Source organism: Cellulomonas sp. P4_H4 (assembly GCF_056400865.1).
Window position 1 is genome coordinate 513,258 of sequence record NZ_JBFUKL010000003.1, and the last position, 24,249, is coordinate 537,506.

The 24,249-nt window shown below is 70.4% G+C and carries 23 protein-coding genes, 2 tRNA genes and 1 riboswitch; of the genes, 17 read left to right on the plus strand and 8 right to left on the minus strand.

The window, feature by feature from the left end; all coding sequences use genetic code 11:
* Window positions 1-176: 176 nt before the first annotated feature.
* A complete protein-coding gene (gene def, locus AC1DPN_RS12520) occupies window positions 177-665 on the minus strand; it encodes a peptide deformylase (protein ID WP_477085062.1) in 489 nt (162 codons plus the stop codon).
* A 147-nt stretch (window positions 666-812) separates the two neighbouring features.
* Between def and AC1DPN_RS12525 the strand changes: the two genes are divergently transcribed.
* The 3 genes from AC1DPN_RS12525 to AC1DPN_RS12535 are packed head-to-tail and all read left to right on the plus strand — an operon-like array spanning window position 813 to window position 4,111.
* The gene (locus AC1DPN_RS12525) at window positions 813-1,562 is read left to right on the plus strand and encodes an ATP-binding cassette domain-containing protein (protein WP_477085063.1); all 750 of its coding nucleotides are present in this window, start codon (window positions 813-815) and stop codon (window positions 1,560-1,562) included.
* A 9-nt stretch (window positions 1,563-1,571) separates the two neighbouring features.
* On the plus strand, window positions 1,572-3,539 hold the full coding sequence (locus AC1DPN_RS12530; protein ID WP_477085064.1) for a YhgE/Pip family protein: 1,968 nt from the start codon (window positions 1,572-1,574) through the stop codon (window positions 3,537-3,539).
* Between the two features lie 29 nt (window positions 3,540-3,568).
* A complete protein-coding gene (locus AC1DPN_RS12535; protein WP_477085065.1) occupies window positions 3,569-4,111 on the plus strand; it encodes a TetR/AcrR family transcriptional regulator in 543 nt (180 codons plus the stop codon).
* Window positions 4,112-4,199: 88 nt separating this feature from the next.
* Here the strand turns inward: AC1DPN_RS12535 and AC1DPN_RS12540 are convergent, their stop codons facing one another.
* Window positions 4,200-4,415, minus strand: a complete 216-nt coding sequence (locus AC1DPN_RS12540) for a BldC family transcriptional regulator (protein WP_477085066.1) — start codon at window positions 4,413-4,415, stop codon at window positions 4,200-4,202.
* A 16-nt stretch (window positions 4,416-4,431) separates the two neighbouring features.
* A riboswitch (cyclic di-GMP riboswitch) is annotated at window positions 4,432-4,506 on the minus strand.
* A gap of 453 nt (window positions 4,507-4,959) precedes the next feature.
* The gene (locus AC1DPN_RS12545; RefSeq protein ID WP_477085067.1) at window positions 4,960-5,298 is read right to left on the minus strand and encodes a hypothetical protein; all 339 of its coding nucleotides are present in this window, start codon (window positions 5,296-5,298) and stop codon (window positions 4,960-4,962) included.
* Window positions 5,299-5,465: 167 nt separating this feature from the next.
* Between AC1DPN_RS12545 and AC1DPN_RS12550 the strand changes: the two genes are divergently transcribed.
* The 5 genes from AC1DPN_RS12550 to AC1DPN_RS12570 all read left to right on the plus strand — a co-directional run bounded on the left by AC1DPN_RS12550 (window position 5,466) and on the right by AC1DPN_RS12570 (window position 8,455).
* Window positions 5,466-5,540: transfer RNA gene (locus tag AC1DPN_RS12550), tRNA-Ile, on the plus strand.
* A gap of 26 nt (window positions 5,541-5,566) precedes the next feature.
* Window positions 5,567-6,082, plus strand: coding sequence for a hypothetical protein (locus AC1DPN_RS12555; RefSeq protein ID WP_477085068.1), 516 nt, complete (start codon window positions 5,567-5,569; stop codon window positions 6,080-6,082).
* 45 nt (window positions 6,083-6,127) lie between these two features.
* A tRNA-Asn gene (locus AC1DPN_RS12560) sits at window positions 6,128-6,203 on the plus strand.
* Window positions 6,204-6,450: 247 nt separating this feature from the next.
* The gene (locus AC1DPN_RS12565) at window positions 6,451-7,809 is read left to right on the plus strand and encodes a cellulase-like family protein (protein ID WP_477085069.1); all 1,359 of its coding nucleotides are present in this window, start codon (window positions 6,451-6,453) and stop codon (window positions 7,807-7,809) included.
* A gap of 118 nt (window positions 7,810-7,927) precedes the next feature.
* On the plus strand, window positions 7,928-8,455 hold the full coding sequence (locus AC1DPN_RS12570) for an AAA family ATPase (protein ID WP_477085070.1): 528 nt from the start codon (window positions 7,928-7,930) through the stop codon (window positions 8,453-8,455).
* 217 nt (window positions 8,456-8,672) lie between these two features.
* Here the strand turns inward: AC1DPN_RS12570 and AC1DPN_RS12575 are convergent, their stop codons facing one another.
* From AC1DPN_RS12575 to AC1DPN_RS12585, 3 genes are all read right to left on the minus strand, one after another.
* The gene (locus AC1DPN_RS12575; protein ID WP_477085071.1) at window positions 8,673-8,819 is read right to left on the minus strand and encodes a hypothetical protein; all 147 of its coding nucleotides are present in this window, start codon (window positions 8,817-8,819) and stop codon (window positions 8,673-8,675) included.
* Window positions 8,820-8,948: 129 nt separating this feature from the next.
* Window positions 8,949-10,958 carry a beta-galactosidase gene (locus AC1DPN_RS12580; protein WP_477085072.1) on the minus strand — a complete coding sequence of 670 codons (2,010 nt, stop codon included), beginning with the start codon at window positions 10,956-10,958 and terminating at the stop codon, window positions 8,949-8,951.
* A gap of 168 nt (window positions 10,959-11,126) precedes the next feature.
* Window positions 11,127-12,182 (minus strand): LacI family DNA-binding transcriptional regulator, encoded by a 1,056-nt coding sequence (locus AC1DPN_RS12585; RefSeq protein ID WP_477085073.1) that lies wholly within the window; start codon window positions 12,180-12,182, stop codon window positions 11,127-11,129.
* A gap of 90 nt (window positions 12,183-12,272) precedes the next feature.
* Here AC1DPN_RS12585 and AC1DPN_RS12590 point away from each other — a divergent pair, with 90 nt between their 5' ends.
* A complete protein-coding gene (locus AC1DPN_RS12590; RefSeq protein WP_477085074.1) occupies window positions 12,273-13,907 on the plus strand; it encodes an FAD-dependent monooxygenase in 1,635 nt (544 codons plus the stop codon).
* An 18-nt stretch (window positions 13,908-13,925) separates the two neighbouring features.
* Here the strand turns inward: AC1DPN_RS12590 and AC1DPN_RS12595 are convergent, their stop codons facing one another.
* Both AC1DPN_RS12595 and AC1DPN_RS12600 read right to left on the minus strand, forming a co-directional pair.
* A complete protein-coding gene (locus AC1DPN_RS12595; protein WP_477085075.1) occupies window positions 13,926-14,210 on the minus strand; it encodes an SHOCT domain-containing protein in 285 nt (94 codons plus the stop codon).
* A 165-nt stretch (window positions 14,211-14,375) separates the two neighbouring features.
* Window positions 14,376-15,008 carry a TetR/AcrR family transcriptional regulator gene (locus tag AC1DPN_RS12600; RefSeq protein ID WP_477085076.1) on the minus strand — a complete coding sequence of 211 codons (633 nt, stop codon included), beginning with the start codon at window positions 15,006-15,008 and terminating at the stop codon, window positions 14,376-14,378.
* A gap of 225 nt (window positions 15,009-15,233) precedes the next feature.
* On the opposite strand from AC1DPN_RS12600, the gene AC1DPN_RS12605 reads away from it, so the two are divergent.
* The 8 genes from AC1DPN_RS12605 to AC1DPN_RS12640 all read left to right on the plus strand — a co-directional run bounded on the left by AC1DPN_RS12605 (window position 15,234) and on the right by AC1DPN_RS12640 (window position 24,246).
* Window positions 15,234-16,061 carry a TolB family protein gene (locus AC1DPN_RS12605; RefSeq protein ID WP_477085077.1) on the plus strand — a complete coding sequence of 276 codons (828 nt, stop codon included), beginning with the start codon at window positions 15,234-15,236 and terminating at the stop codon, window positions 16,059-16,061.
* A complete protein-coding gene (locus AC1DPN_RS12610) occupies window positions 16,058-16,501 on the plus strand; it encodes a heme-binding protein (protein WP_477085078.1) in 444 nt (147 codons plus the stop codon). Before AC1DPN_RS12605 ends, AC1DPN_RS12610 begins: the two co-directional genes overlap by 4 nt.
* Entirely contained in the window at window positions 16,498-17,532 is a 1,035-nt protein-coding gene (locus AC1DPN_RS12615; RefSeq protein WP_477085079.1) for a Gfo/Idh/MocA family protein, read from the plus strand. Before AC1DPN_RS12610 ends, AC1DPN_RS12615 begins: the two co-directional genes overlap by 4 nt.
* Window positions 17,533-17,632: 100 nt before the next feature.
* Window positions 17,633-18,622, plus strand: a complete 990-nt coding sequence (locus AC1DPN_RS12620; protein ID WP_477085080.1) for a LacI family DNA-binding transcriptional regulator — start codon at window positions 17,633-17,635, stop codon at window positions 18,620-18,622.
* 277 nt (window positions 18,623-18,899) lie between these two features.
* Complete coding sequence (locus tag AC1DPN_RS12625) at window positions 18,900-20,435, plus strand: ABC transporter substrate-binding protein (protein WP_477085081.1); 1,536 nt, start codon at window positions 18,900-18,902, stop codon at window positions 20,433-20,435.
* 99 nt (window positions 20,436-20,534) lie between these two features.
* Window positions 20,535-21,476, plus strand: a complete 942-nt coding sequence (locus tag AC1DPN_RS12630) for an ABC transporter permease (protein WP_477085082.1) — start codon at window positions 20,535-20,537, stop codon at window positions 21,474-21,476.
* Window positions 21,473-23,332, plus strand: a complete 1,860-nt coding sequence (locus AC1DPN_RS12635; RefSeq protein WP_477085083.1) for a dipeptide/oligopeptide/nickel ABC transporter permease/ATP-binding protein — start codon at window positions 21,473-21,475, stop codon at window positions 23,330-23,332. Before AC1DPN_RS12630 ends, AC1DPN_RS12635 begins: the two co-directional genes overlap by 4 nt.
* Window positions 23,329-24,246 (plus strand): ATP-binding cassette domain-containing protein, encoded by a 918-nt coding sequence (locus AC1DPN_RS12640; RefSeq protein ID WP_477085084.1) that lies wholly within the window; start codon window positions 23,329-23,331, stop codon window positions 24,244-24,246. The genes AC1DPN_RS12635 and AC1DPN_RS12640 overlap by 4 nt, the downstream gene beginning before the upstream one ends.
* Window positions 24,247-24,249 lie beyond the last annotated feature (3 nt).

Consider the following 24,249-nt stretch of genomic DNA (forward strand, 5'->3'; position numbering starts at 1 on the left):
TCGAGGTTCGTCTTCCCCAACGACCTCAGCTTGTCCAAGCGGCGACGCAGTCGAAACACACATCTCTCGCGGCGTGCTGGAGACAGCATGCACGACGCCTCGTCCGAACGCCAGCGTGGCCCTCGGAGAGTCCTGGGAGAGCGAGTTCGGGAAGGCGAGTCCGCGAGGAGCGATCCTCAGAGCTGGTCGCGGACGGCGCGCATCGCCTTCTTGCGCACGGAGCGCTCGAGGCGGTCCAGGTAGAGCATCCCGTCGAGGTGGTCGACCTCGTGCTGCAGGCATCGAGCCATGAGCTCGGTGCCCTCGACGACCACCTCGTTGCCGTCGAGGTCCGTCCCGACCACGCGTGCGTACCAGGCGCGTCGTGTCGGGTACCAGAGGCCCGGGACCGACAGGCAGCCCTCGTCGCCGTCCTGGTACTCGTCCTCCGACAGCTCGACGATCTTCGGGTTGAGCACATAGCCCACCTCGTCGTCGATGTTCCAGGAGAACGCCCGCAGTCCGACGCCGATCTGGTTGGCGGCGAGGCCGGCGCGACCGTCGGTGTCCACGGTCTCGACGAGGTCCTCGACGAGCCCGCGCACGCGCGCGTCGATCGTCGTGATCGGGTCGCACGGGGTGCGCAGGACGGGGTCTCCGACAGTGCGGATCTCTCGCATGGCCATGCGGTGATCCTTTCATGGCCGATCGTCTGCCGACGCGCGAGCAACCCCGGGGAGCGTGTCGGTGTGAGCAGGACGACAGGCACCGGGCAGCGCTCCGCGATCGAGGTCGGCGTAGTCTTGTACTGACCGGTCAGTTTAAGGAGTTCGATGTCCCACCAGACCACAGCCGACGAGGTAGCCGTCACCGACACAGCCGCCCCGCAGGTAGCCGTCACCGAGGCAGCAGTGCCGGCAATCGAAGCACTGCCCGTCCGCCCGGCCGTCGAGGCCCGAGGCCTGCATCTGACCGGTGAGCGGGGCAGCATCTACGGTCCGCTCGACCTGGACGTCGCGCAAGGGACCCTCGCGGTCCTGCGTGGACCGCAGGGCTCGGGACGGAGCAGCCTGCTGCTCACGCTCGTGGGCCGGATGCTCCCGGACGCCTCGTCGAGCCTCGTCGTGCTGGGGCACACGCTCCCCGTCGACCGGGTGGCCGTGCAGCGCGAGGCCGCACTGGCCGGCTTCGCCGGGATCGACGAGCTCGACGACTCCGTGACCGTCGCGGACCACGTCCGCGAGCGGCTCGCCTGGCTGTCTCCGTGGTACCGGCGGCAGCGCCGGCCCGACCAGGCGGTCGTCGACACGGTCCTCGGTCCCGTGTTCGGCGACCTCCCGGTTCCTGCAGCCGAGACGGTCGTCTGGCACCTGGATGAGGTCGAGGCCCTGCTGCTGCGCGTCGGGCTCGCGATGGCCCAGGCCCCGCGCCTCCTCGTCGTCGACGACCTGGACCAGGTCCACGACCCTGCCCGACGCCGGCTCGTCTGGGACCGGCTCGAGGCGCTCGCCGACGACGGACTCACCGTGATCGCCTCCAGCGCCGCCCCAGCCCCGCACACACTCCTCGACTTCACGAACTGAGGGATCCTCATGCTCTCCCTGACCTCGGGCACCGAGCTCCGCCGGTTCCGGCGCGGGCGCCTCCCCCGGCTCGCCGTCGCAGCGATGCTCCTGGTGCCGCTCCTGTACGGCGCGCTCTACCTGTGGGCTTTCTGGAGCCCGACGTCGCACCTCGACAGGCTGCCCGTCGCACTGGTGAACGCCGACGCCGGCGCCACCCGGTCCGACGGGACCCGGCTCACGGCAGGAACCGACCTCACCGAGGAGCTGACCGACGCCGACGCGCTCGACTGGCACGTGACCGACGCCGCGGACGCGTCGGCGGGGGTCGCCGACGGCGACTACTACTTCGCCGTGACGATCCCCGACGACTTCTCGTCGTCGCTCGTCTCGGCGGGCGGCGACGCACCGACCAGCGCGCAGATCGACGTCACCTACAACGACGCCAACTCGTTCATCGGCACCACGCTGGGCCGCTCGGCGATGACGCAGGTGCGCGACGCCGTCGCCGCGACGGCCGGCGAAGAAGCCGTCGACCAGGTGCTGGTCGGGCTCGGCTCCGCGCGCGACGGGTTCGTGCAGGCGTCGCAGGGTGCGATCTCGTTGCGCGACGCCACGACACAGCTGAGCGACGGCGCGTCCCAGGTCGCCTCCGGCGCCGCGCAGACCCGCGACGGGTCGGCGGCGCTCGCCGACGGCACGGCCGCGCTGAGCACGGGTGCTACCCAGGTCGCCGACGGGAGCACGTCGCTGGCCGACGGTGCCAGTCGGCTCGCCTCGGGCGCGGGCACGGCGAGTGCGTCGAGTGCGTCGCTGGCGGACGGCGCGCAGCAGGTCGCCGACGGGGTGCATGCTGCCGTCGGGACGATCGACACACTCACCACCGGACTGCTCCCCCAGGTCGGGGCGTACCTGACGGCTCAGGCCGCGTCCGGTGACGCCGACGCCGCGGCGCTCCTGGGCGCGATGGGCGGTGCGGACCCGGCGACGCTGGCCGAGCAGCTCCAGACGCTCGACAGCGGCGCGGCGCAGGTCGCCTCCGGCGCCGCTGCGCTCGACGGCGGGCTCGGAACGCTGGCCGGCTCTGCTCAGACGTTGTCCGCGGGAGCGACGTCCCTCGCCGACGGCGCCTCCCGAGTGGCGAGCGGCGCGTCCGACGCGGCCGACGGCGCCGCGGCCCTGGCGACGGGCACCACGACGCTCGCCGACGGGGCGTCGCAGCTGGCGGACGGGACGACGCGGGCCGGCGACGGCGCTCAGCAGCTCGTGGAAGGTCTCTCGTCCGCCGCGTCGCAGATTCCCGACGACTCGGACGACCTGCGGTCCGCCCGCGCGACGACGATCGCGAACCCGGTGGCGCTCGACACGACCGACCTCGCCACCGCGGACAGCCTGGGCGAGGGGTTCGCGCCGTTGTTCCTGCCGATGGCCCTGTTCGTCGGCGGGATCATCACGTGGCTCCTGCTGCGGCCGCTGCCCACCCGGGCACTGGCGACCCCGGCGTCAGGCTGGCGCGTCGCGATCGCCGGCTACCTGCCCGCGGTGGCCATCGGTGTCGGTCAGGTGGCGGTGCTGCTCGGCGTCGTCGGCCTCGGTCTCGGGCTGAGCATCGGGTACCCCGTGGGGACGATCGCGTTCCTGGTGCTCGTCGCGGCGACGTTCCTCGCCGTGCAGCAGATGCTCATCGCCGTCCTCGGCTCCGCTGCCGGCAAGGTCGCGACGATCGCGCTGCTCATGCTGCAGATCACGTCGGCCAGCGGCACCTACCCGGTCCAGACGACGCCCGCGTTCTTCCAGGCCATCCACCCCCTGCTGCCCATGACGTACGCGGTGCAGGGGCTGCGCGACCTGGTCACCGGGACGCCGGACGCCCGGCTGTGGATCGCCGTGGGCTACCTGGTCGCCGTCCTGCTCGCCTCGCTGGCCGTCACCGCCTGGCAGGCCGGACGCATGCGCACCTGGTCGGTCGCGAGGCTTCACCCGGCATTGTCCATCTGAGCGCCCGGACGATCTGAGACGCTGCGGCCATGCCTGCCACGGAGACCAAGGAGCTGATCGTCGAGGCCGCCCTCGCACTCGCCGCGGAGCGCGGGTTCACCGCGACGTCCGTCGAGGACATCGCTGCGAAGGCGGGCGTCGCCAAGGGCAGCATCTTCTACAACTTCGGGTCCAAGGCAGCCCTGTTCGAGGACATCATCAGCCAGGGTGTCGATCGGCTCACCCAGGCGCTGCGCGCGGCATCCGACGGCCTGCACGGGCGCGTGGCGCTCGAGGCCCTCGTGACCGAGCTCCTCACCCAGATCCAGGCCCACCCGGACTTCGCCAAGCTCATGGCCGCGGAGACGTTCCGCAGCGGACGCAGCTGGCAGGACGCGATCCGGCACTTGCGCGAGGAGTCGATCGGCGCGTTCGCCGACGTGGTCGCGGAGGCGTGGCCCGAGCGCAACGCCCTGCTCGCGGCCGCAGCCCTCTTCGGTGCGACCTTGCTGGCCGGGCTCGAGTGGCTGGTGTTCCAGCCGTACCGCTCTCTCGCCGAGGTGCGGCAGGCGGTCCTGGCTACCGTCGTCTGACGGTCCTCACGGTCTCGACATGCAAGAAGCCCGCCGTTACCGGCGGGCTTCTTGCGATGTCCCGAAGGACGTCAGATCTGGGGTGCGGTCACTCGGCGCGCTGCGTGGGAACACCGGTGAGCAGCGAGCGGACCTCGGACTCGTGGAAGCGGCGGTGGCCACCCAGGGTCCGAACCGCCGAGAGCTTGCCGGCCTGGGCCCAGCGCGTGACCGTCTTGGGGTCGACGCGGAAGAGCACCGCAACCTCACCGGGGGTGAGAAGTGCGCCCTGCGAGAGGGGGGCTTCGATGGTGTTGAGAGCCATGGTCTTTCTCCTGTCGTTCGGTAGCTCGGCTGGCCTCATGGGCCCCGTGGCTTTGCGTCCCTGCCTTGCAGCAGGTTTGCCGTTTGTCGCTGACAACGGGAACTATGCCCGGTTCTGCGTACCTGTGCAAGCGTCCAGGTTCGGCGATTCGCGGGCAAACGGGTGATTCAAACCTGTAGGAACCGGACGTCTCCCCTGGTGTGACTTCCCACGGGGCCCAGTCATATGCCTTCGCTGCCATGCGCCGGAGGGCACACAGACGGTGCCCGCGTCACCACTCGTTGGAGGAACGAAGCGACCCTGTTGCCCGTCTGACCTGCTGATATGTCGGCGCTCGAACAAATCCGTCGCGTGTCCGTTTCGTCATAGCGCGCACCGCGAGTCGCACGACTGCCATGACTCCCGAGCGACGGACCGGACAAGTTCGTACAGACCGGGGCAGACTTCCGACACGTGACGCATTTCACCCGTTTGCCGTAGGGGCTCAGCGCGTCGCGGCGCCGGATTCGGCCGCAGAGGGCGCCCGGAGGTCGGGCGAGATCGCCTACGCCGATCGGCTACCGGCCATCTCACGCGCCGCTCCGAAGAACCTGCGGCGCGGTCGCGAGGTGAACATGGTCGCGTCCGGGGAGCACCCGTCGTACCCGGAGGGGTAGAAGACCAGGTCCGGCCGGAGCGTCGAGACCTGCGACAGTCGCGACCCACGGGCGAACGCCTGCGCCAGCCCGTCGTCCGATCCGACGTAGGTCAGCGTGTTGTCGTGCTCCTGGACCACGTGCTCGCCGGTGCAGACCTCGCCGCGGCGCGGAGTCCAGCCCCATGGGCTTGCGGGCTCCTGTGACGAGCCGGTGGTGATCCGGTAGATGTCGAACCCGTAGCGCACGTCGTCGTGCTCCCTTCCGGAGGCCCACTTGCAGCGCCGTCGCCGCAGGTGATCTAGCGCCATCGACGCCCGGCACCGCCCGCTGGACGCGTGCCGGCCCCGTTCGCTCGGACGCAGCACAGGTTCACTCCCCCGTGTCGAACCCGGGCCTTCGGTAGGGTTCCTGTGCCCCAGTAGCTCAGCCGGTCAGAGCGCCAGACTCATAATCTGAGAGGTCGTCGGTTCAAGCCCGACCTGGGGCACTCCTCGGCGCGGGTACCGTGCTGCCGTGGCCCTGTTCTCTCGTAGCCGACGACTCCCCGACGCCGTCCGGGCGCGCCTCGAGCTGCGGCGGGGCGATGCCGTCCTGGTCGCCACAGAGCTGACCGGCGAGCGCTGGGTCGTGGCCAGCCGACTCGCCCTGCACGTCCTGGACCCCGGTGAACCCCTCGTGCGCCACCCGTGGTCCGACGTCGACCACGGCGCCCTGGACCCCAGCACCCGGACCCTGAGCGTGCGCTGGGTCTGGGGACGCACCACCCGCTTCGTGTTCGCCGACTCCCCCGGCTCCACCGCCTTCGCGCAGACCTTCCGCGAACGCGTCCAGCAGTCGGTCGTGCACGCCGTCGCCGCGACCCTTCCCGACGGTCAGCGCATCCGCGTCGCGCTGCGTCGCGGCGAGGAGGGCGAGCTGTTCACGCAGGTCCTCGGCGAGGCTTCCGTCGACCTGTCCGACCCCGCCGTGGCCGCCGTCGTCGACGCCGCCGAGGACGAGGTGCGCGACGCCGCGGGGCTCCCGTTGTGAGTGCAAGGGCACCCTCTAGCGGCTGCTAGAGTTTTCCCCGCACGATCCCTCGTAGCTCAATTGGCAGAGCATCCGACTGTTAATCGGACGGTTACTGGTTCGAGTCCAGTCGAGGGAGCCAGTATCACCGCAGGTCAGGCCGCCTCTCTAGGCGGCCTTCGTGCTTTCGTGCCCACGACCTGCCCCGCTGAACCGTCACACGGTTCCACCTGGCACGTGACCTGTGCAGACTGGGTCGCGGGTTTGTCCATGTTCGGCGCCGGTTCGCCCCTCCCGCGCCCGGCAGTGCCCACGTAACGTCGACGCATGCTCACCGCCGAGTCTCGTCCTGTCCCACACCTGAGCCATTCCGGCAGTGGTGGGATCGCATGAGGGCAGCCGTGGAGACCGGTGTCTCGGACCTTCGGGGTGGCACCGCCGCGGCGGTGCCCGCCCACCTCCCTCCCCGGCTCGCCATCACGCTCTGGGACTTCTCGTGGTACGTGCGCACCGGAACGGATGAGCCGTTCGAGGACCTGGAGCGCGCGTTCGTGCGCGCCCGAGAGCTCGGGTACAACGCGGTGCGGATCTGCGCGATGCCGTTCCTGCTGTTCCGCTCCGGACTGGACACGACCGCACTGCACCTCGAGCCCGTCGGCGGTGGATACGCGTCTCGGGTGCGGTGGTACGACGTGCAGAGCCCCACGACCATCGACGCCCGCCAGCACCTGCTCGACTTCTTCCGCCTCGCCGACCGCCACCAGATGGTGGTGATCGCCTCCTCGTGGGAGTACCAGCAGAGCCCCGCGTTCGCGGCGGACCGCGCGTGGTACGACGCACTGGAGGCCGTCGACCCGGACCGACGGCTCGTCGTCCTTGGCGAGGCCATGGCCGACCTCGTGGACCTGCTAGCGGAGCATGGGCTGCAGCACACGCTCGCGCTGGTGGAACTGCACAACGAGGTCCAGGCCGGCCATCTCACCGCGGGTCTGCCCGGCCACGACGACCCGGTCGTCGAGCTGCAGGGACGGCTCGAGACCGGGATCGCAGCCTTCAAGGCCCGCCACCCAGATGTCCTGTGCGGCCCGAACTACGCCGCCGTCCCTGTGACCGCGATGCGAGGCGTCCCGCGCAACGCCGACGTCCTGGTCGTGCACCCGTATGTGTACGGCGTGCTCGACGACCTGGTCCACGAGTTCGCCCTGCGCGGTGAGCCGGCGGACTTCCCGCAAGAACGAGCCGACGCCGAGCTCCTGCGCCCCGGGGCGCCGCGTCTGGCCGACTGGGCGCCCCCACCGGCGCAGGAGTGGAAGCGCCGCTCCTCGATCGTCGGGAACACCGAGATCTACGTGCACGACTGGTGCGACGCCGCCGCCGTCGACAGATGGCTGTACGAGCGGTACGGGCAGCATCGCATCGCCATGGCCATCCGACTGCGCGAGTGGATCGGCGTGGCCGCTGACACCGCCAGGCGTCTCCAGATCCCGCTCGTGCTCGGTGAGGGATGGATCGGCTACACGCCCAGGGACTCTCGCTTCGAGGAGGGGCCCGTCGGCGCTCAAGTCTGCCGAGACGCCGTCCAGCTCGCTGTGCAGGCGGGCGCCTGGGGCACAGTGGTGTGCTCGAACGCTGCACCGCACCACGCGATGTGGGCGGACGAGAAGCTGCAGCAGGAGTGCACCGCCACCTTCCTGAACGCGCCAGCGGCGCTCGCGCGCACCGGCGCCCTGCCGTCGGGCCCTCGTTAGGCACGCGAGGCCATACGGCGGCACACGGAGTGTGCACCTCGACCAGGATGGGGTTGACGGCGTGCCGGATGCCTCCGCGTCAGGTCGGCGGCGCGGAGAACACGAGAGGAAGGTTGCCTTGGGCGAGATCGTGGTGGTGACGGGGCCGCCCGGGGCCGGGAAGTCGACCGTGTCCGCGCTGTTGGCGTCCGGGTTCCCCGCGAGTGCGCTGGTGGCCGGAGACGAGTTCTTCGCGTTCATCAAGCAGGGTTTCGTCTCGCCCTGGCTCACGGAGGCGCACGAGCAGAACCGGGTTGTGACACAGGCGGCTGCAGCGGCCTCGGGTCAGCTCGCACAGGGCGACTTCACCGTGGTCTATGACGGGGTTGTCGGGCCGTGGTTCGTTGCCGAGTTCGTCGCCGCGTGTGGGGTGCCGCGGGTGCACTATGTCATCTTGATGCCGCCAGAGGCTGTGGCCATCGACCGTGTACGGACCAGGCAGGGGCACGGGTTCACCGATCTGGACGCGGCGCGGCACATGTACCGGAACTTCCGGGATGCGGAGGTCGACAGTCGGCACGTCGTGGCGACGCACCCTGGCGACCCGCAGACGGTGGCTCAGCTGGTGCGGCAGCACATGGAGGCGGGCCGCCTTCTGCTGGGGTGAGGCCGTTGTGCGGTTGGGGGCGCGACGACGACGCCAGCAGCGCGCGCAGCGCGGGGCCTTCGACTCTCTGGACTCTGCACGAAAGAACAACTCAAGCCCCCGCCAAGCAACCGCCTGCCAAGCCTCGACGGCAGGCTCGCACGGCCCGCGCCCTGGGAGCGCAGGTCGTACAGGGTCTGTGTTCTCACCGACATGTACGCGACGAGCTCGGACAGGGTCATCGCTGGCTGCCCACGACGAACTCCGGCTCGTCGGGCACCGGGTAGGGCGTCGCTGCCAGCGCGCCGGACCAGAACGCCATGACGTCGGCGAACCGGTCGGCGGGTGCATCGATGATGACCTCGCGCAGGAGGATGCGGTGCATCGTTCGATGCTAGGACGACACCGCACCGCAGGCCGCGCCGCCCGGAGACTGGGCGGCGCGGCCTCTTCACCGTCCGGCGCGAGGTGCCTCTCGCGCCGAAGGTCTTGTACGGGCACAGCCGTCGGCGAGTCAGCTCTCTCGCAGGACGACGACACCTCTCGCTGGGACGACCGCGCCCGCCTGGTGCTCCCGGCCCGCCACGAGGTCGTACCCCGAGGCCTCCAGCGGCGCATCCGTCTCGGTGTGGTTGAGGGCGAACAGCCAGCTGCCGGTATCGCTCGTGCGCCGGACGACCTCCAGGCCACCCGTTGACGGCACGACGGAGGACACCGTGGACGCTGCCAGGACGCGTTCGAGCAGACCGGCGAGCGACGGCTCGTCGAGGCGCGTCGACAGGTACCAGGCGGCACCGCCCGACCGCGTGCTCCGCCGCGTGATCGCAGGACCGCCTGCCGAGGGTCCGTCGACGTAGCTCGCGAGGGCCTCGGCTCCCGTCGTCGTCAGACGCTCGGTCCAGACCTCCCCGGTGCTCCCGTCGCTCAGAGTCGTGGTCCCGTGCTCCGCGAGGGGGGCGAACTCCTCCACGCGCACGGCCAGCAGATCCCGGAACGCTCCGGGGTACCCGCCCAGCAGGACGCGGTCGGAGGCGTCGACGATCCCCGAGAAGTACGAGACCAGCACCTGCCCTCCGCGGGCGACGACCTCGGTCAGCCGGTCCGACAGGTCCTCCGGGGCGAGGTAGAGGGTCGGGACCAGCACGACGGCGTACCCGTCGAGGGTCGCGTCCGCGGGCAGGACGTCGACCGCGACACCCGCGTCGAGCAGCGCGCCGTGCATGCGCTTCGCGAGGTCGAGGTAGCGCAGGTCGACCGTGGGATGCGCCTCGAGCTCGGAGGCCCACCACGCCTGCGTGTCCCACAGGAGCGCGACCCGGGCCTGCTCGACCGTGCTCCCCTTGACCTCGGCGAGCCGACCGAGCGTCGCGCCGAGGTCGACGACGTCCCGGAACAGCTGCGAGTCGGGACCCGCGTGCGGCACCATCCCGGAGTGGTACTTCTCGGCGCCGGCACGGGACTGCCGCCACTGGAAGTACAGGACCCCGTCGGAACCGCGGGCGACGTGCTGCAGCGCGTTGCGCAGCATCTGCCCCGGCTCCTTGGCGATGTTGCGCGGCTGCCAGTTGACCGCACTCGTGGAGTGCTCCATGAGGATCCACGGGTGTCCCCCGGCCAGCCCGCGGGCGCGGTCCGCGCTGAACGCCAGCTCGGCCCAACCTCGCGGGTCCTCGCCCCACAGGTAGTGGTCGTTCGAGACGATGTCGAGCAGGGGGGTCGTCGTCGTGTAGTCGATCTTGTTGAAGTCGCCCATGACCATGTAGTTCGTCGTCACGGGAAGGTGCGGCGTGACCTCGCGCAGCACGGCCGCCTCTGCCTCGAGGTGCTCGACGAACGCGTCCGAGGAGAACCGCTCGAAGTCGAGCCGTTGCCCGGGGTTCGAGATCGTGGTGGTGCGTCGCGGCGGCAGGATCTGCTCGAAGGAGGCGTACCGCTGCCCCCAGAACGCGGTCCCCCACGCCAGGTTGAGCTCGTCGACGTCCGCGTACCGGGCACGCAACCAGTCGCGGAACGCCGCGGCGGACACGTCGCAGTAGCAGCGGCCGTTGTGGCAGGCGAACTCGTTGGACACGTGCCACATGCGCACCGCGGGGTGCGAGCCGTAGCGCTCCGCGACCACCCGAGCGATGCGCGTCGCGTGCTCGCGGAGCACGGGAGAGCTCGGGCACCAGGACTCGCGGCTGCCGTGCGTGTACCGAACCCCGTCGGCGTCGACCGGAAGCATCTCGGGGTGGGCCAGGTGCAACCAGACCGGCGGGGCGGCGCTGGGCGTCGCCAGGTCCACGCTGATCCCCGCCTCGTGCAGCAGGTCGAGCACCCGGTCCAGCCAGCCGAACTCGAAGCGGCCTTCCTCGGGCTCGAGCTCGCCCCACGAGAAGATGCCGACGCTCACCAGGTTCACACCTGCCTCGCGCATGAGCGCGACGTCCTCGGCCCAGACCTCCTCCGGCCACTGCTCCGGGTTGTAGTCCGCGCCGAACGCGATGCCATCGGTCGGCCACGGCCCTGCCCAGCGGGCGCTCACCGGGTCACTGCCACAAGCAGCTCCTGCGCGCCCAGCTGGACGGTCGTGATCGTCGGTGTCGACATGCTCCACTCCCTTGTAGAAACGTTCTCTCTGCGGTGTGCTGCGCCACGAGCAGGAGCCCGTCACGCGATACGGCCGTCAGGACGGCCTGTGGTCTCTCCCCCGCTACCGCCGTGGCGGCGGTGCGGACGTCGTCTCCCGGACGACGAGCTCGACCGGGACGTTCTCGCGGCGGTCCTGCGGCCGCGGGTTCTCGATGGCGTCGATCAGCAGAGCGACGCCGAGGGTGGCCAGGTGCTGGAGGTCCTGGCGCACCGTCGTCAGTGATCGGGTGAGGTAGGCGGCTTCGGGGATGTCGTCGAAGCCGACGACGCTCACGTCCTCGGGAACGCGGCGATCGGCGTCGGCGAACGCCCGCAGCAGTCCGACGGCCATCTGGTCGTTGGCCGCGAAGACGGCCGTGACGTCCGGGTCGGCGGCAAGGCTCCGGCCCAGGTCGTACCCCGAGCGGACCGACCAGTCCCCGCGCACCACGTACGGCACCTGCGCACCGGCGGCTGTGAGAGCGTCGCGCCAGCCGTCGTGCCGGAGGTCGGCGGAACGCCATGAGATCGGTCCGCCGAGGTGGTGCACGGTGCGGTGCCCGAGGCCGAGCAGGTGCTCGGTAGCCCGTCGGCCACCGCCGACCTGGTCCGCGTCGACGACGATCTCCGTGCTCGAGATGCCATAGCTCCCCGAGAGGCTCAGGACGGGCAGCTCACCGATCGCGCCCGCTGCGAGCGTGAACAGCCCGACCGGCTCGTTGACGACGATGCCGTCGACTCCCTGGTCGACCAGATCGCGCAGCGCCGCGGTGATCGACTCCGGCTCCTCCGCGACCATGTTGATCACGGACATGGCGTACCCGGCGCTGCGCACCGCGTGCTCGGCCGCGACCAGCAGGGTCGACGGACCGTAGTAGCTCGACCCGCCGGACAGGACGCCGATCGTCCGGCTGCGACCCAGCACGAGATTGCGGGCCGCGCGGTTCGGTCGGTAGCCGAGCGTGGCGATGGCCTCGTGGACTCGTGCGCGGACGTCGGGACTGACGTGCGGGTCGCCGTTGATGACCCTGGACACCGTCTTCTGGGAGACACCGGCGGCGCGAGCGACGTCCACGGCCACGACGGGCCGGTCGGCGCGCCTGACACCGGTCTCCACGGCGACGGACTCGTCGGTCACGGTGCCCCTTTCGACTGCGGTGTCGGATGACTACGTAGTCAACGCCTCGGATGACTACGTAGTCAAGGGAAACACGCCTACCGTGGGAGGGTGAGCGCGCGAGCGGCGTCGACGGCCGGTCCTCCGGTGGACGTCCTCGTGGTCGGCGCCGGTCCGACAGGGCTGGCGCTGACAGCCTTCCTCGTTGCGGAGGGGGCGACCGTCCGGCTCGTCGACCGGCTCCCCGACCGGGTGCACGAGTCACGCGCGCTCGCGATCCAGCCGCGCACGCTCGAGGTCCTCGCCGGCCTGGGGGTGAGCGCTGAGCTCGTCGCGCGAGGCAACCGCGGAGCACGTGTGGTGATGCACTTCTCGCGACGCGACGTCCAGGCCGACCTGTTCGAGCTCGGGCTCGAGGACACCTCCTACCCGTTCCTGCTGTTCCTCTCCCAGGCCGTCACCGAGGACGTCCTCGGTGACCATCTCGCGGCGCGGGACGTGTCGATCGAGCGCCAGGTCGAGCTGGTCGCGCTGCAGCAGGACGAGCGTGGCGTCAGCTGCACCCTCCTGGGACCCGACGGCCGGCCGGAGCGGGTGCGTGCCCGGTTCGTCGTCGGCTGCGACGGTCAACGGAGCACCGTGCGACGGCTCACAGGCATCCGCTTCGGCGGGTCGGCCTACCCGCAGACCTTCGTGCTGGCGGATGTCGAGGCGGACGGGATCGCCCAGGGGTCGGCGCACGTGTTCGTCGCCCCGCAGGGCCTGCTGTTCTTCTTCCCGCTCGGCAGCCCGGCGTCGTGGCGGATGCTCGCCATGCGCCCGCCGGGCGACAGCGAGCCGCTCGACGACGCGCCCACGCAAGCCGAGCTGCAGATCCTGTGCGACACCTACACCGGAGGCGACGTCTGGCTGCACAGCCCCGCGTGGACCAAGTGGTTCCGGATCCATCACCGACGCGCCGAGCACTATCGCGCAGGGCGCGCGTTCGTGGCCGGCGACGCGGCCCACGTCCACAGCCCGGCTGGGGCGCAGGGCATGAACACCGGCATCCAGGACGCCGCGAACCTTGCCTGGAAGCTCGCGGCGGCGTGCCGAGGGAGCGCCTCCGACGCCCTGCTCGCCACCTACGAGACCGAGCGGGCACCCGTCGGACGCGAGGTCCTGCGGTTCACCGACCGAGCCTTCCGGATCGCGACGTCCACGAGCGCTCCCGTCCGACTCGCACGGGGACGGGTCGCGGCGTACGTCGTCCCGCTTGCGCTGCGTCTCACCTTCGCCCGTGCGCGAGGAGTCCGGCTCGTCACGGAGCTCGACATCCGGTACCGCCGCAGCGCACTCTCGGTCGACGCCCCCGACGCCCCGCGTCACGGACTTCGCGCGGGCGACCGGCTCCCCGACGCCCGCGTCGTGCTCGACGGGGAACCCACCACGCTGCACCACGTCCTCGGCGCGCCAGGGTTCCATCTCCTGCTGGCCGCCCCCGCGGGCACCTGGACGGAGGAGACCGTGTCCGCACTGGCCGACCGGATCGGCTCCGCAGTCGCGCTCCACCGCCTCTCGGACGACCCGCGGCCGGGCTTCCTGCACGATGCGGACGGGACGGCCCACAGGCGCCTCGGCGCGGATCGGGGCCGCGCAGTGCACCTGCTGGTCCGCCCCGACGGGTACCTCGCCTACCGCGGCGGAGCGGACCTCCGCGGCGTCGAGGCCTGGCTCCGCGTCAACGGTCTCTTGGCGCGAGCCTGAGTCCGGTCGATCGCCTCGTCACTGATCGGGCGAACCCCGCGGCCCACCCCGGGTGCCGTGCAGCGCGTCTCGCCGGCGGGTGAACTCGTCCTCGTCGATCTCGCCCCGAGCGAACCTGTCCGCGAGCACGCTGTCGGGGCTCGGAAGCTTCGACTCCAGGGTGCCCTGCGCAGCCGTGCTCTTCGAGGCGCTCGAGACGACCCAGACGAGCAGCGCTGCGACCAGCCCCGCGAAGAGCAGCATCATCAGCGCCATGGCTACCCAGCCACCCGCACCCCATCCGCCGTGTCCCCACCACATCATGGCGAACCTCCTCCCGGGTCGTGGCGTCGAGAACACCCCGGCGCCGCCCTCTTGCCAGGCTTTGCCCGGACTCGTCGGCGGCATAGAGGCAAACGTCCCGAGGACGTCGCAGTCGGTGCCCCCACGGCCGTTCTGTGACGGCCATCGCCCGGGCCTGCCGAGCCCTCAGAGCTCGACGGTGACCGAGGGGGCCAGGAACGCCCGCAGGTCCTGCTCGATGTCGAGCGACTCGCGGTCGAGCAGCCACTGGAGCTGGAGCCCGTCCCAGAGCCCGATCATCGTCCGCGAGAGCTGCGCGGCGTCCACGTCGTCGACGAGCTGACCGTCCGCAGCCATCTGGAGGAACGCCCTCTCGAGGAGCTCCCGGAAGTCCTGGTACCGCCGCACGAAGTAGGCGTGCGCGGGATGGTCGGCGTCGGTCGCCTCGGCGGACAGCACGCAGTGCAGCTCGATGAGGCCGGGACTGCGGCGGTCGTCGTCGATCAGCTGGAGCAGCCCGCGGACGGTCTCCACCCCGCGCCCCGGTCGGACCGTCTCGAGCTGGAGCTCGCCGCGTCGCTCCAGGATCGCGGCGAGCAGCTCGGTCTTGCTGGAGAAGTGGTGCAGCAGGCCCGCCTGGCTCATCCCGACGCGTTCGGCGATCTCACGGATCGACCCACCCCGGAAGCCGGAGGCCGCGAACACCTCGATGCCAGCCTCGATGATCTCCCGACGGCGGGTCGCCGACTTCGCGTAGGAACCCCGGGACCGCGTGCTCGGCGCGTCTCGGGTCTCGTCGTCGGGCACTCCCACCTCCACGGGGCCATCGTGCGTCATCGGAGCCATACGCACGCACGATACGCGAATTTCGAATGAGCACTCGCTTTTCGGCTATCCTGGCGCCGCGGCCCGACGACGGACCGCACGAGCCGAACTCTCCCTGGGAGCGAGATGCAGCTTCTTGCAGCAGAAACGCCACGACTCCGCCCTGGTCAGGCCTGCCGGATCTGGGTCTGGGACCGCACGACGGGTGCGACACGACTCGTGTTCGAGACGACCTCGACCCTGTTCGAGGCGCCCAACTGGGTGGGCGACCAGCTCCTCGTCAACGGCGACGGGTCGCTCTGGTCGCTCCCCGCAGCAGGCGGCGAGGCGCCTCGCAAGGTCGAGATCCTGGACATCCCGAACCTCAACAACGACCACGTGCCGGCCCCCGACGGGACCCGGATCTTCCTGTCGGCGTACGACGGGCACATCTACGAGGCACCGATCGGCGGCGGCGGGTCGCGCCGGATCACGCACGGCACCGACGTCTTCCACTTCCTGCACGGCGTCCATCCGGACGGGGACCGGCTCGCCTACACGCGGGTCGTCGTCGAGGGCGACGCGTGGGGTCCGGCGACCGAGGTCACGATCCACGAGATCCGCGTCGACGGGTCGGGCGACCGACAGGTGACGAAGCCACCGGGGCCGGCAGACGGCTCGGAGTACTCCGTCGACGCGGAGTGGATCTACTTCAACACCGAGCAGTTCTCGTCGCGCCCGGGGCACGCGCAGATCGCTCGCGTCCGTGCGGTGCCCGGCGCCGAGCCCGAACAGCTGACCGTGGACGAGCGCGTCAACTGGTTCCCGCACGAGTCGTCCACCGGCGGCGACTTCGTGTACCTGAGCTTTCCCGAGGGAACCCTCGGACACCCGGGCGACCTCGACGTCGAGCTCCGGATGGTCTCGGACGGCGACTGGACAACGCCCCGCACGGTCGTCCGCCTCTTCGGGGGCCAGGGAACGATCAACGTCAACAGCTGGGCGCCGGATGGTTCGGCGTTCGCGTTCGTCGACTACCCGATCAGCACAGAAGGGGAACGAGCATGAGCCGGACAACAGAGGTACCGGAGTTCACGCGACTCGACGCCGACGTCGTGTGGCGGATGGGGGTGGCGCTCGTCGACGAGTGCCGGGCCGCCGGCCACGCCGTCACGATCAGCGCCAGGCTCGGCAAGCAGCGCGTGTTCCATGCCGCGCTGCCGGGCACGAGCGCGGACAACGACGCCTGGGTGGAGCGCAAGCTGCGGATCGTCGAGCACTTCGGCATCTCGTCGCTCGAGGTGTACGAGCGGTTCGTCGGCGAGGGAGGCAGCTTCGGCGACTTCCTCACCGCCTTCGCCCTGCCGGGCGAGCTCTACGCGCCCGCCGGCGGCGCGGTCCCGCTGCGGGTCGCCGGGGTCCTCGCGGGCGGCCTGGCCGTCTCCGGCCTCGACTCGACGACGGACCACGAGCTGGCCCTCGAGGCGATCCGGAGGTCGGCCGCATGAGCGCCCTCGAGGATCTCCAGCACACCGGCGTCTTCCGTCCGGCCGACGAGCCCGCCCTGCGCTGGGGCGTGCTCGGAACCGGCTGGATCGCCGGAGCCTTCGTCGACGCCGCGCACCGCCACACCCACCAGCGGTTCGTCGCGGCCGCGTCGCGCACGCCCGGCCGGTCGGCCGAGTTCGCGGCTGCGCACGAGGTCGCGCGCGCCTACGACAGCTACTCCGCGTTGATCGACGACCCCGAGGTCGACGTCGTGTACCTGGCGATGACGGCGGACCAGCACTGCGGGGTGGCCCTCGAAGCCATCGCGGCGGGCAAGTCGGTGCTCATCGAGAAGCCGATCGGGGTGAACGCCACCGAGGCTGCGCTGATCCGCGAGGCCGCGCGGTCGGCCGGCGTCTTCGTCATGGAAGCCCTCTGGTCGCGCTACCTCCCGCAGTACGACGCCCTGCGCCTGCTGCTGGAGCGTGGTGACCTCGGCGAGATCGAGCTCGTGAGCGCCGACCACGCCCAGCCTGCCGCGGCCGACCCGGCGTCACGGATGCTCCGCGCCGATCTCGGCGGTGGTGCACTGCTCGACCTGGGCGTCTACCCGCTCCAGCTCGCGTCCTGCGTCCTCGGCAACCCGGCGTCCGTGCTGGCCAGCGGGCACATCATGCCGAGCGGTGTCGACGGCACGGTCGCGATGATCTTGTCCTACCCGGGGTCGACCGCGAAGGCGCTGCTGTCGACCAGCCTGATGGTGCGCTCACCGACGACGGCCGAGATCTCGGGCACCGAGGCACGGCTCGAGATGGCGGGGCCGTTCCACATCCCGACCGGCTTCACCCTGACGACCCCGGGCTGGGGCGACGAGCCGCTGCGGTGGCAGGACGAGTCGGGGATCGCCTTGATGGACGGGCTGTCTTACGAGGCGACGGCGCTCGCACGGTTCGTCGCGCAGGGGCGCACCGAGTCCCCCGTGTTCGGGCTCGACGACTCGGTCGCGATCCTGGAGACGATCGACACGGCCCGGGAGATGCTCGGCGCCTGAGCAACGAGCCACCTCGGGTTTCGACGCGATCGGCGGGTTCCCTGTCCAGGACGGGAACCCGTCGATTAGTGTGACGATTCACCAGTTCGAGGGGGCGACGATGGCCAGGTCAGTGACCGCGAAGGATGTCGCCCGCGAGGCGGGCGTCTCGCAGGCGACGGTGAGCTACGTCATCAACAACCACCCAGGCCAGAAGATCTCCGAACCCACCCGGGAGCGCGTGCGCGCGGCGGTCGAGCGCCTCGGGTACACCCCGTCGGAGTCCGCGCGAGCACTGCGGACGGGGAGCACGAACGTCGTCCTGCTGGTGCTCCCGGACATCCCGTTCGGCCCGACGCTCGCGCACCTGATCGAGCAGGTCGCGGACGAGCTCGAGAAGTTCGGACTCACCACGGTGACGCGCCGCGTGCGCGACGGCAGCCCGCTCGCCTCGCTGTGGCGAGCCCTGCAGCCGGTCGCCGTGGTGAGCATCGCCGCCATCTCGCTCGACGACGAGGCCGAGATGATCGAGGCCGGGATCGCCGTGGTGAGCACGCTCCTGTCGCCGACGTCGGGGCGCGAGGGCATCAGCGTGCCGCAGACCCTCATCGGGCGGTTGCAGGTGGAGCACCTCGCCTTCACCGGGCACCGGCACATCGGCTACGCGGCGCCCGACGACGCCCGCGTCAGCGGCTTCTACAACCTCCGCCTCGAGGGCATCCGGATGACATGCCTCGAGCTCGGTCTGGACCAGCCGGACATCCTGCCCGTCGCCTTGGACGCCTCGAGCGGCGAGCGCGCGGTCGCGAAGTGGCGTTCCCGGCGCGAGCCCGTGACCGCAGTCGCCGCGTACAACGACGAGACGGCGTTCGCCGTGCTCGCCGGCATGCACCGGCTCGGGCTGCGCGCCCCGCAGGACATCGCCGTGATCGGGGTGGACAACATCCCGCTGGCGGCGCTCGCCAGTCCCCCGCTGACGACGATCGACCAGAACATCGAGGCCGTGGCGTCGTTCGTGGCGCGCCAGATCGCGAGCGTGACGAACGGGACGCCCGCGCCAGAACCGTTGCGTTCGGATGCCATCACCCTCGTGCTGCGCGAGTCCGCGTAGTCGCCGCCTCGTTCATCGAGCGTGAGTCCGCCTGGTCGCCGCCACGGGTTCAGGCGCACGCGTCGGTAGCCACTGGCACCGTCACGCTCGGCTGACCAGCACGTCCACGTCGCGCGCGTCGTTCTGACGCCCGCCCGCGCAGCTCGCGCACTCTCCGGCACTCGTCGGACTTCTCCCCCAATTCGACCGATCCCTTGCGCGCCCGCTCTCCGAGTCGTAGTTTACTTAATCGTATTACCTACACGTATCAGTAACGAGACGTCCTCAAAGGAGAGCCATGCGCAAGCGTCTGCTGGTCGCCGGTCCTGTCGCACTCACGTTGGCTCTTGCAGCCTGTTCCGGGGGAGGTGGTTCCTCGGACGGCGGCTCGGGATCGAGCGGCGGAGGGACGCTGACCCTCGCGCCCGTCGTCGTCGCCCAGCCGTGGGACCTCAAGGACGCGGGCCTCGGGAACAACACGATCTACTACCAGCCGGTCTACGACCAGCTGTTCCGGCTCGACCCGGAAGCGAACCCGGGGCCGAACCTCGCGACGAAGTGGGAGTACGACGACGCCCTGACCACGCTCACCGTGACGCTGCGCGACGACGTGAAGTTCACGGACGGCACGCCGTTCGACGCCACCGCCGTCCAGGCCAACCTGATGAACACCAAGAGCGGGACGAACGAGGCCGCCAACCAGCTCAAGTCGGTCGAGAGCGTCGACGTGGTCGACGCCACCACCGCCGCGATCCACCTGACCGCGCCGGACCCGTCCCTGGTGCCGAACCTCGGCTCGACCGCGGGCATGATGGCGTGCCCCTCGGCGATCGGCACCCCTGAGCTGCAGACCACCCCGTGCGGCTCCGGCCCATACGTCATGGACAAGGCGAACACCACCACCGACGCCAAGTACACGTTCACGCGGAACCCGGACTACTGGAACTCCGAGGCGTTCCCGTTCGACACGATCGTGCTGACGCCGCTCACCGACTCGTCCGCCGTCCTCAACGCACTGCAGGCGGGTCAGGTCGACGGGGCGCTGATCACCGACTCGAAGAACATCGCCACGGTCAAGGGCGCCGGTCTCAACACCATCGAGTACGAGCCCGGCTCGATCATGGGCTTCTACATCTGGGACCGCGCCGGCACGATCCAGCCCGCGCTGAAGGACGTCCGGGTGCGCCAGGCGATCAACATGGCGTTCGACCGCCAGACGATCATCGACACCGCGCTCCAGGGCGCCGGCAAGCCGCAGGCCCAGCTGTTCAACGCACAGACCGCCGCGTACGACGCGTCGCTCAACGACCTCTACCCGTACGACCCGACGAAGGCCAAGCAGCTGCTCGCCGACGCCGGCTACGGCGACGGGTTCGAGCTCACCATGCCCGACCTGTCGGCATTCAACGCCGGCGCCCAGGCAGCGATCGTCGAGCAGCTCGGCGCCATCGGCATCAAGGTGACGCTCGACAACGCGCCGCTGGACACCGTCATCAACGACATGCTGGCCGGCAAGTGGGCCACGAGCTTCTTCCAGCTCGACTCGTTCCGCCCGTGGGACACCATCCAGATCCAGCTCACCAAGGACGCGCTCTGGAACCCGTTCCACACCGAGGACCCGAAGCTCACCGACCTGATCAACCAGGCACAGGTGGCTACAGGTGACGCTCAGGACGCGCTGTTCAAGGAGATCAACACCTACGTCACCGAGCAGGCATGGGACGCACCGTGGACCGCCGCGCAGAGCACCTACGCCTACGCCAGCACCGTGAAGGTCGTGGCACAGACCTTCGCCGCCACCCCGTCGCTCTACAACTTCACGCCTGCGGGCTGATGAAACGGCGTCCGTGGGTGGGCCGCACGCCCGGCCCACCCACGGATCGCCCTCCTCACTCGACCCAGCCCTCATGTCACAGCCGTCAAGGGGCAAGCCATGCTGATGTTCATCCTCCGCCGACTCCTCGCCGGCCTCGTCCTCGTCTTCTTCTCCGCGCTGGTCGTCTTCTGGCTCATGAGCCTGTCGAACGACACGGTGGCTCGCACCCTCGCCGGGCAGAGCGCCAGCCAGGCCCAGGTCGCCCAGAAGGCCACCGAGCTAGGTCTCGACCAGCCGTTCTTCACCCGGTTCTTCGACTGGCTCTCCGGGCTGCTGCACGGTGACCTCGGGTCGTCCTGGGTCAACGGCCAGCCGGTCACGACGATCGTTGCCGACAAGGTGCCCGTGACGCTGTCCATCCTGCTGGTCGGACTGCTCGTCGCCGCGGTTCTCTCGGTCCTGATCGGTGTCGCCGCCGCGGTCCGGGGTGGCTGGCTCGATCGCGCTGTCCAAGGTCTGGCGATCCTGGGGTTCGCCGTTCCTGCGTTCCTCGTCGCACTCCTGCTCGCGGTCGTGTTCGCCGTGCACTGGAAGATCTTCCCCGCCGTCGGCTACACCCCTCTCGCTCAGTCCCCCAGCGGCTGGCTCATGTCCATCACCCTGCCGGCGATCGCCCTGGCGATCGGCGCGATGGCTGCCACTGCCCAGCAGGTCCGCGGCTCGATGGTCGACGTGCTCGGCGCGGACTTCGTCCGGACCTTGCGGAGCCGCGGCCTGTCCGAGCGCAGCCTCCTGTTCCGGCACGCGCTGCGCAACGCCATCCCCCCGGGTCTGACGGTTCTCGCGCTGCAGTTCATCGGGCTGGTCGGCGGCGCCGTGATCGTCGAGAAGGTCTTCGGTCTCTACGGCATCGGCACCGCCATCACCTCGGCGTCCACCAGCCACGACCAGCCGGTCGTGCTGGGCATCACCTTGGTCCTGGTGATCATCGTGGTCGTGGTCAACCTCGTCCTCGACCTGGCCTACGGCCTGCTCAACCCGAAGGTGCGTGTGGCATGACCATCCCCGAGCTGTTGTCGACACCCGCCGCCGCCCCGGAGCCTCTGCCGAAGCGGGCCGGCCGGTTCAAGCGCCTCGTGTCCGACCCCATGGCCTTCACCGCGATCGTGGTGCTGGTGGTCATCGTCGCGGCGAGCTTTGCCGCCCCTCTCCTCACCAGCGCCGACCCGAACGCCCCGTCGCTGGAGAACACCCTGGGCCCGCGTGCCCCCGGTCACCCGCTGGGCTTCGACGGGGTCGGTCGCGACGTCTGGTCCCGGCTGCTCTACGGCGGCCAGATCAGCCTGATCGGCGCCGTCCTGGCAGTCGTCGTCGCCCTGGTCGTCGGTGTGCCGACGGGCCTGATCGCCGGGTACTTCAAGAGCTGGTTCGACGGCATCTCTGCCTGGATCGCGAACCTCCTGATGACCCTGCCCGCCATCGTCATCCTCATCGTCGTCGGGCAGTCGATCGGATCGAGTGTCAACACCGCGATGGCCGTCTTCGGCGTGCTCATGGCGCCGGGTGTCTTCCGACTGGTGCGCGGCTCGGTGATCGCGGTCCGCGAGGAGCTGTACGTGGACGCGGCCCGGGTCTCGGGCCTGGGCTCGTCGCGGATCATGCGCCGCCACATCCTGCCGGTCGTCATCAAGCCGACGATCATCCTGTCCGCGCAGATGTTCGGCATCGCGATCCTCATCCAGGCCGGTCTGCAGTTCCTGGGGATCCTGTCCTCGACGCAGGCCTCCTGGGGCGGGATGCTCGCCGACGCGCAGGCCAACATCTACATCGCACCGCGCCTGCTGATCTGGCCCAGCCTGGCGATCGTGCTGACCGTCGGGGCGTTCGCCGTGCTCGGCACAGCGCTTCGTGACGTCCTGGGCGCCCAGGCGGTCAAGCAGTCGCGGGCCGCCCGCCGCGCGGCTCGCGCCGCGTCCAAGCTCGCAGCAGCGAACCGCGTCGCGGGATCGACGATCGAGGCCACCCACGCCGGTGTCGTCCCTGTCGTCACCGATCCCGACGTCCTGCTCGAGGTCGACGACCTGCGCGTCGCCTACCCGAAGCTCGACGGCGAGTCGGTCGTCGTCGACGGCGTCTCGCTCGTCGTCCGCCGGGGCGAGGTCCTCGGACTGGTGGGCGAGTCCGGGTCCGGCAAGTCGCAGACCGCGTTCTCGATCCTGGGCCTGCTCCCGCCCGAGGCCAAGGTCTCGGCGGAGAACATCACCTTCGGCGGCGAGGAGCTCGCCGGGATGAGCCGTGCGGCGATGAACCAGCTCCGCGGATCACGGATCGCCTACGTGCCGCAGGAGCCGATGTCCAACCTGGACCCGTCGTTCAAGATCGGGTTCCAGCTCACCGAGCCGATCCGCCAGCACCTGGGCCTGAGCAAGAAGCAGGCCAAGGCCAAAGCGATCGCGCTGCTGGCCCGGGTGGGCATCGCCGACCCCGAACGCACCTTCAAGGCCTACCCGCACGAGATCTCCGGCGGCATGGCCCAGCGCGTCCTCATCGCCGGTGCGGTCTCCTGCGACCCCGAGCTGCTCATCGCGGACGAGCCCACCACCGCTCTGGACGTCACAGTCCAGGCCGAGGTGCTCGACCTCATGCGCTCGCTGCAGGAGGAACGGCAGATGGGGATGATCCTCGTGACCCACAACTTCGGTGTGGTTGCCGACATCTGCGACCGGATCGCGGTCATGCAGACCGGTCAGATCGTCGAGACCGCACCCGCCCGGGAGCTGTTCGCGAACCCGCAGCACCCGTACACGCGCATGCTCCTCGACTCCACACTCGAGGACTCCGTCCCGCGACCGCAGCTCGTGACTGCTGGGACCGGCACATCCACCGCACCGACGACCCGGGGGGAGGGCGCATGAGCGCCATCCAGGACGCCAAGACCGCCGAGCCGCTTCTCGTCGCCGACGACGTGGTCGTCGAGTACCCGATGAAGGGGTGGCGCAAGCCTCCGTTCAAGGCCCTCAAGGGAGTGTCACTGTCGATCCGTGCCGGCGAGACCGTCGGGCTGGTCGGCGAGTCGGGCTCCGGCAAGACGACCCTCGGGCGATCCATCCTCGGCCTGGCCCCGGTGACCGGCGGGCAGATCCGCTACGCCGGCCGCAGGATCGACTCGATCGGGGCGAAGGAGCGTCGCGGCCTGAGCGAGGACATCCAGGTGGTCTTCCAGGACCCGTACACCTCGCTCAATCCCGCGATGACGGTCAACGACATCCTCACCGAGCCGCTGCTCGTCGCCGGGACGGACCGCAAGACCGCCACCAAGCGCGTCCGCGACCTGCTCGACAGCGTCCACCTGCCCGCCGACGCAGGCGAGCGGCTCCCCCGCGAGTTCTCGGGCGGTCAGCGACAGCGGATCGCCATCGCCCGGGCGCTGAGCCGTGAACCCAAGCTCATCGTGTGCGACGAGCCCGTCAGCGCCCTGGACCTGTCCAACCAGGCCCGCGTGCTCGACCTGTTCATCGAGATCCAGGAGCGCACGGGCGTCGCGTACCTCTTCATCACGCACGACCTCTCGGTCGTGCGGCACATCAGCCACCGCGTCGCGGTGATGTACCGCGGCGAGATCGTCGAGAGCGGCGACGCCGCCACGGTCACCTCGACCCCCGAGCACCCCTACAGCCAGCGCCTCCTGCTGGCTGCGCCGGTGCCCGACCCGGTCCGCCAGCAGCAGCGTCGTGCCGACCGCCTGCGCCTCGCAGCCCAGCTCGCCGAGCAGGACGAGCAGGCGGGCGCCGGCACCGGGGGCACGGAGGCCCTGCCGAAGTCCGCCTGACCA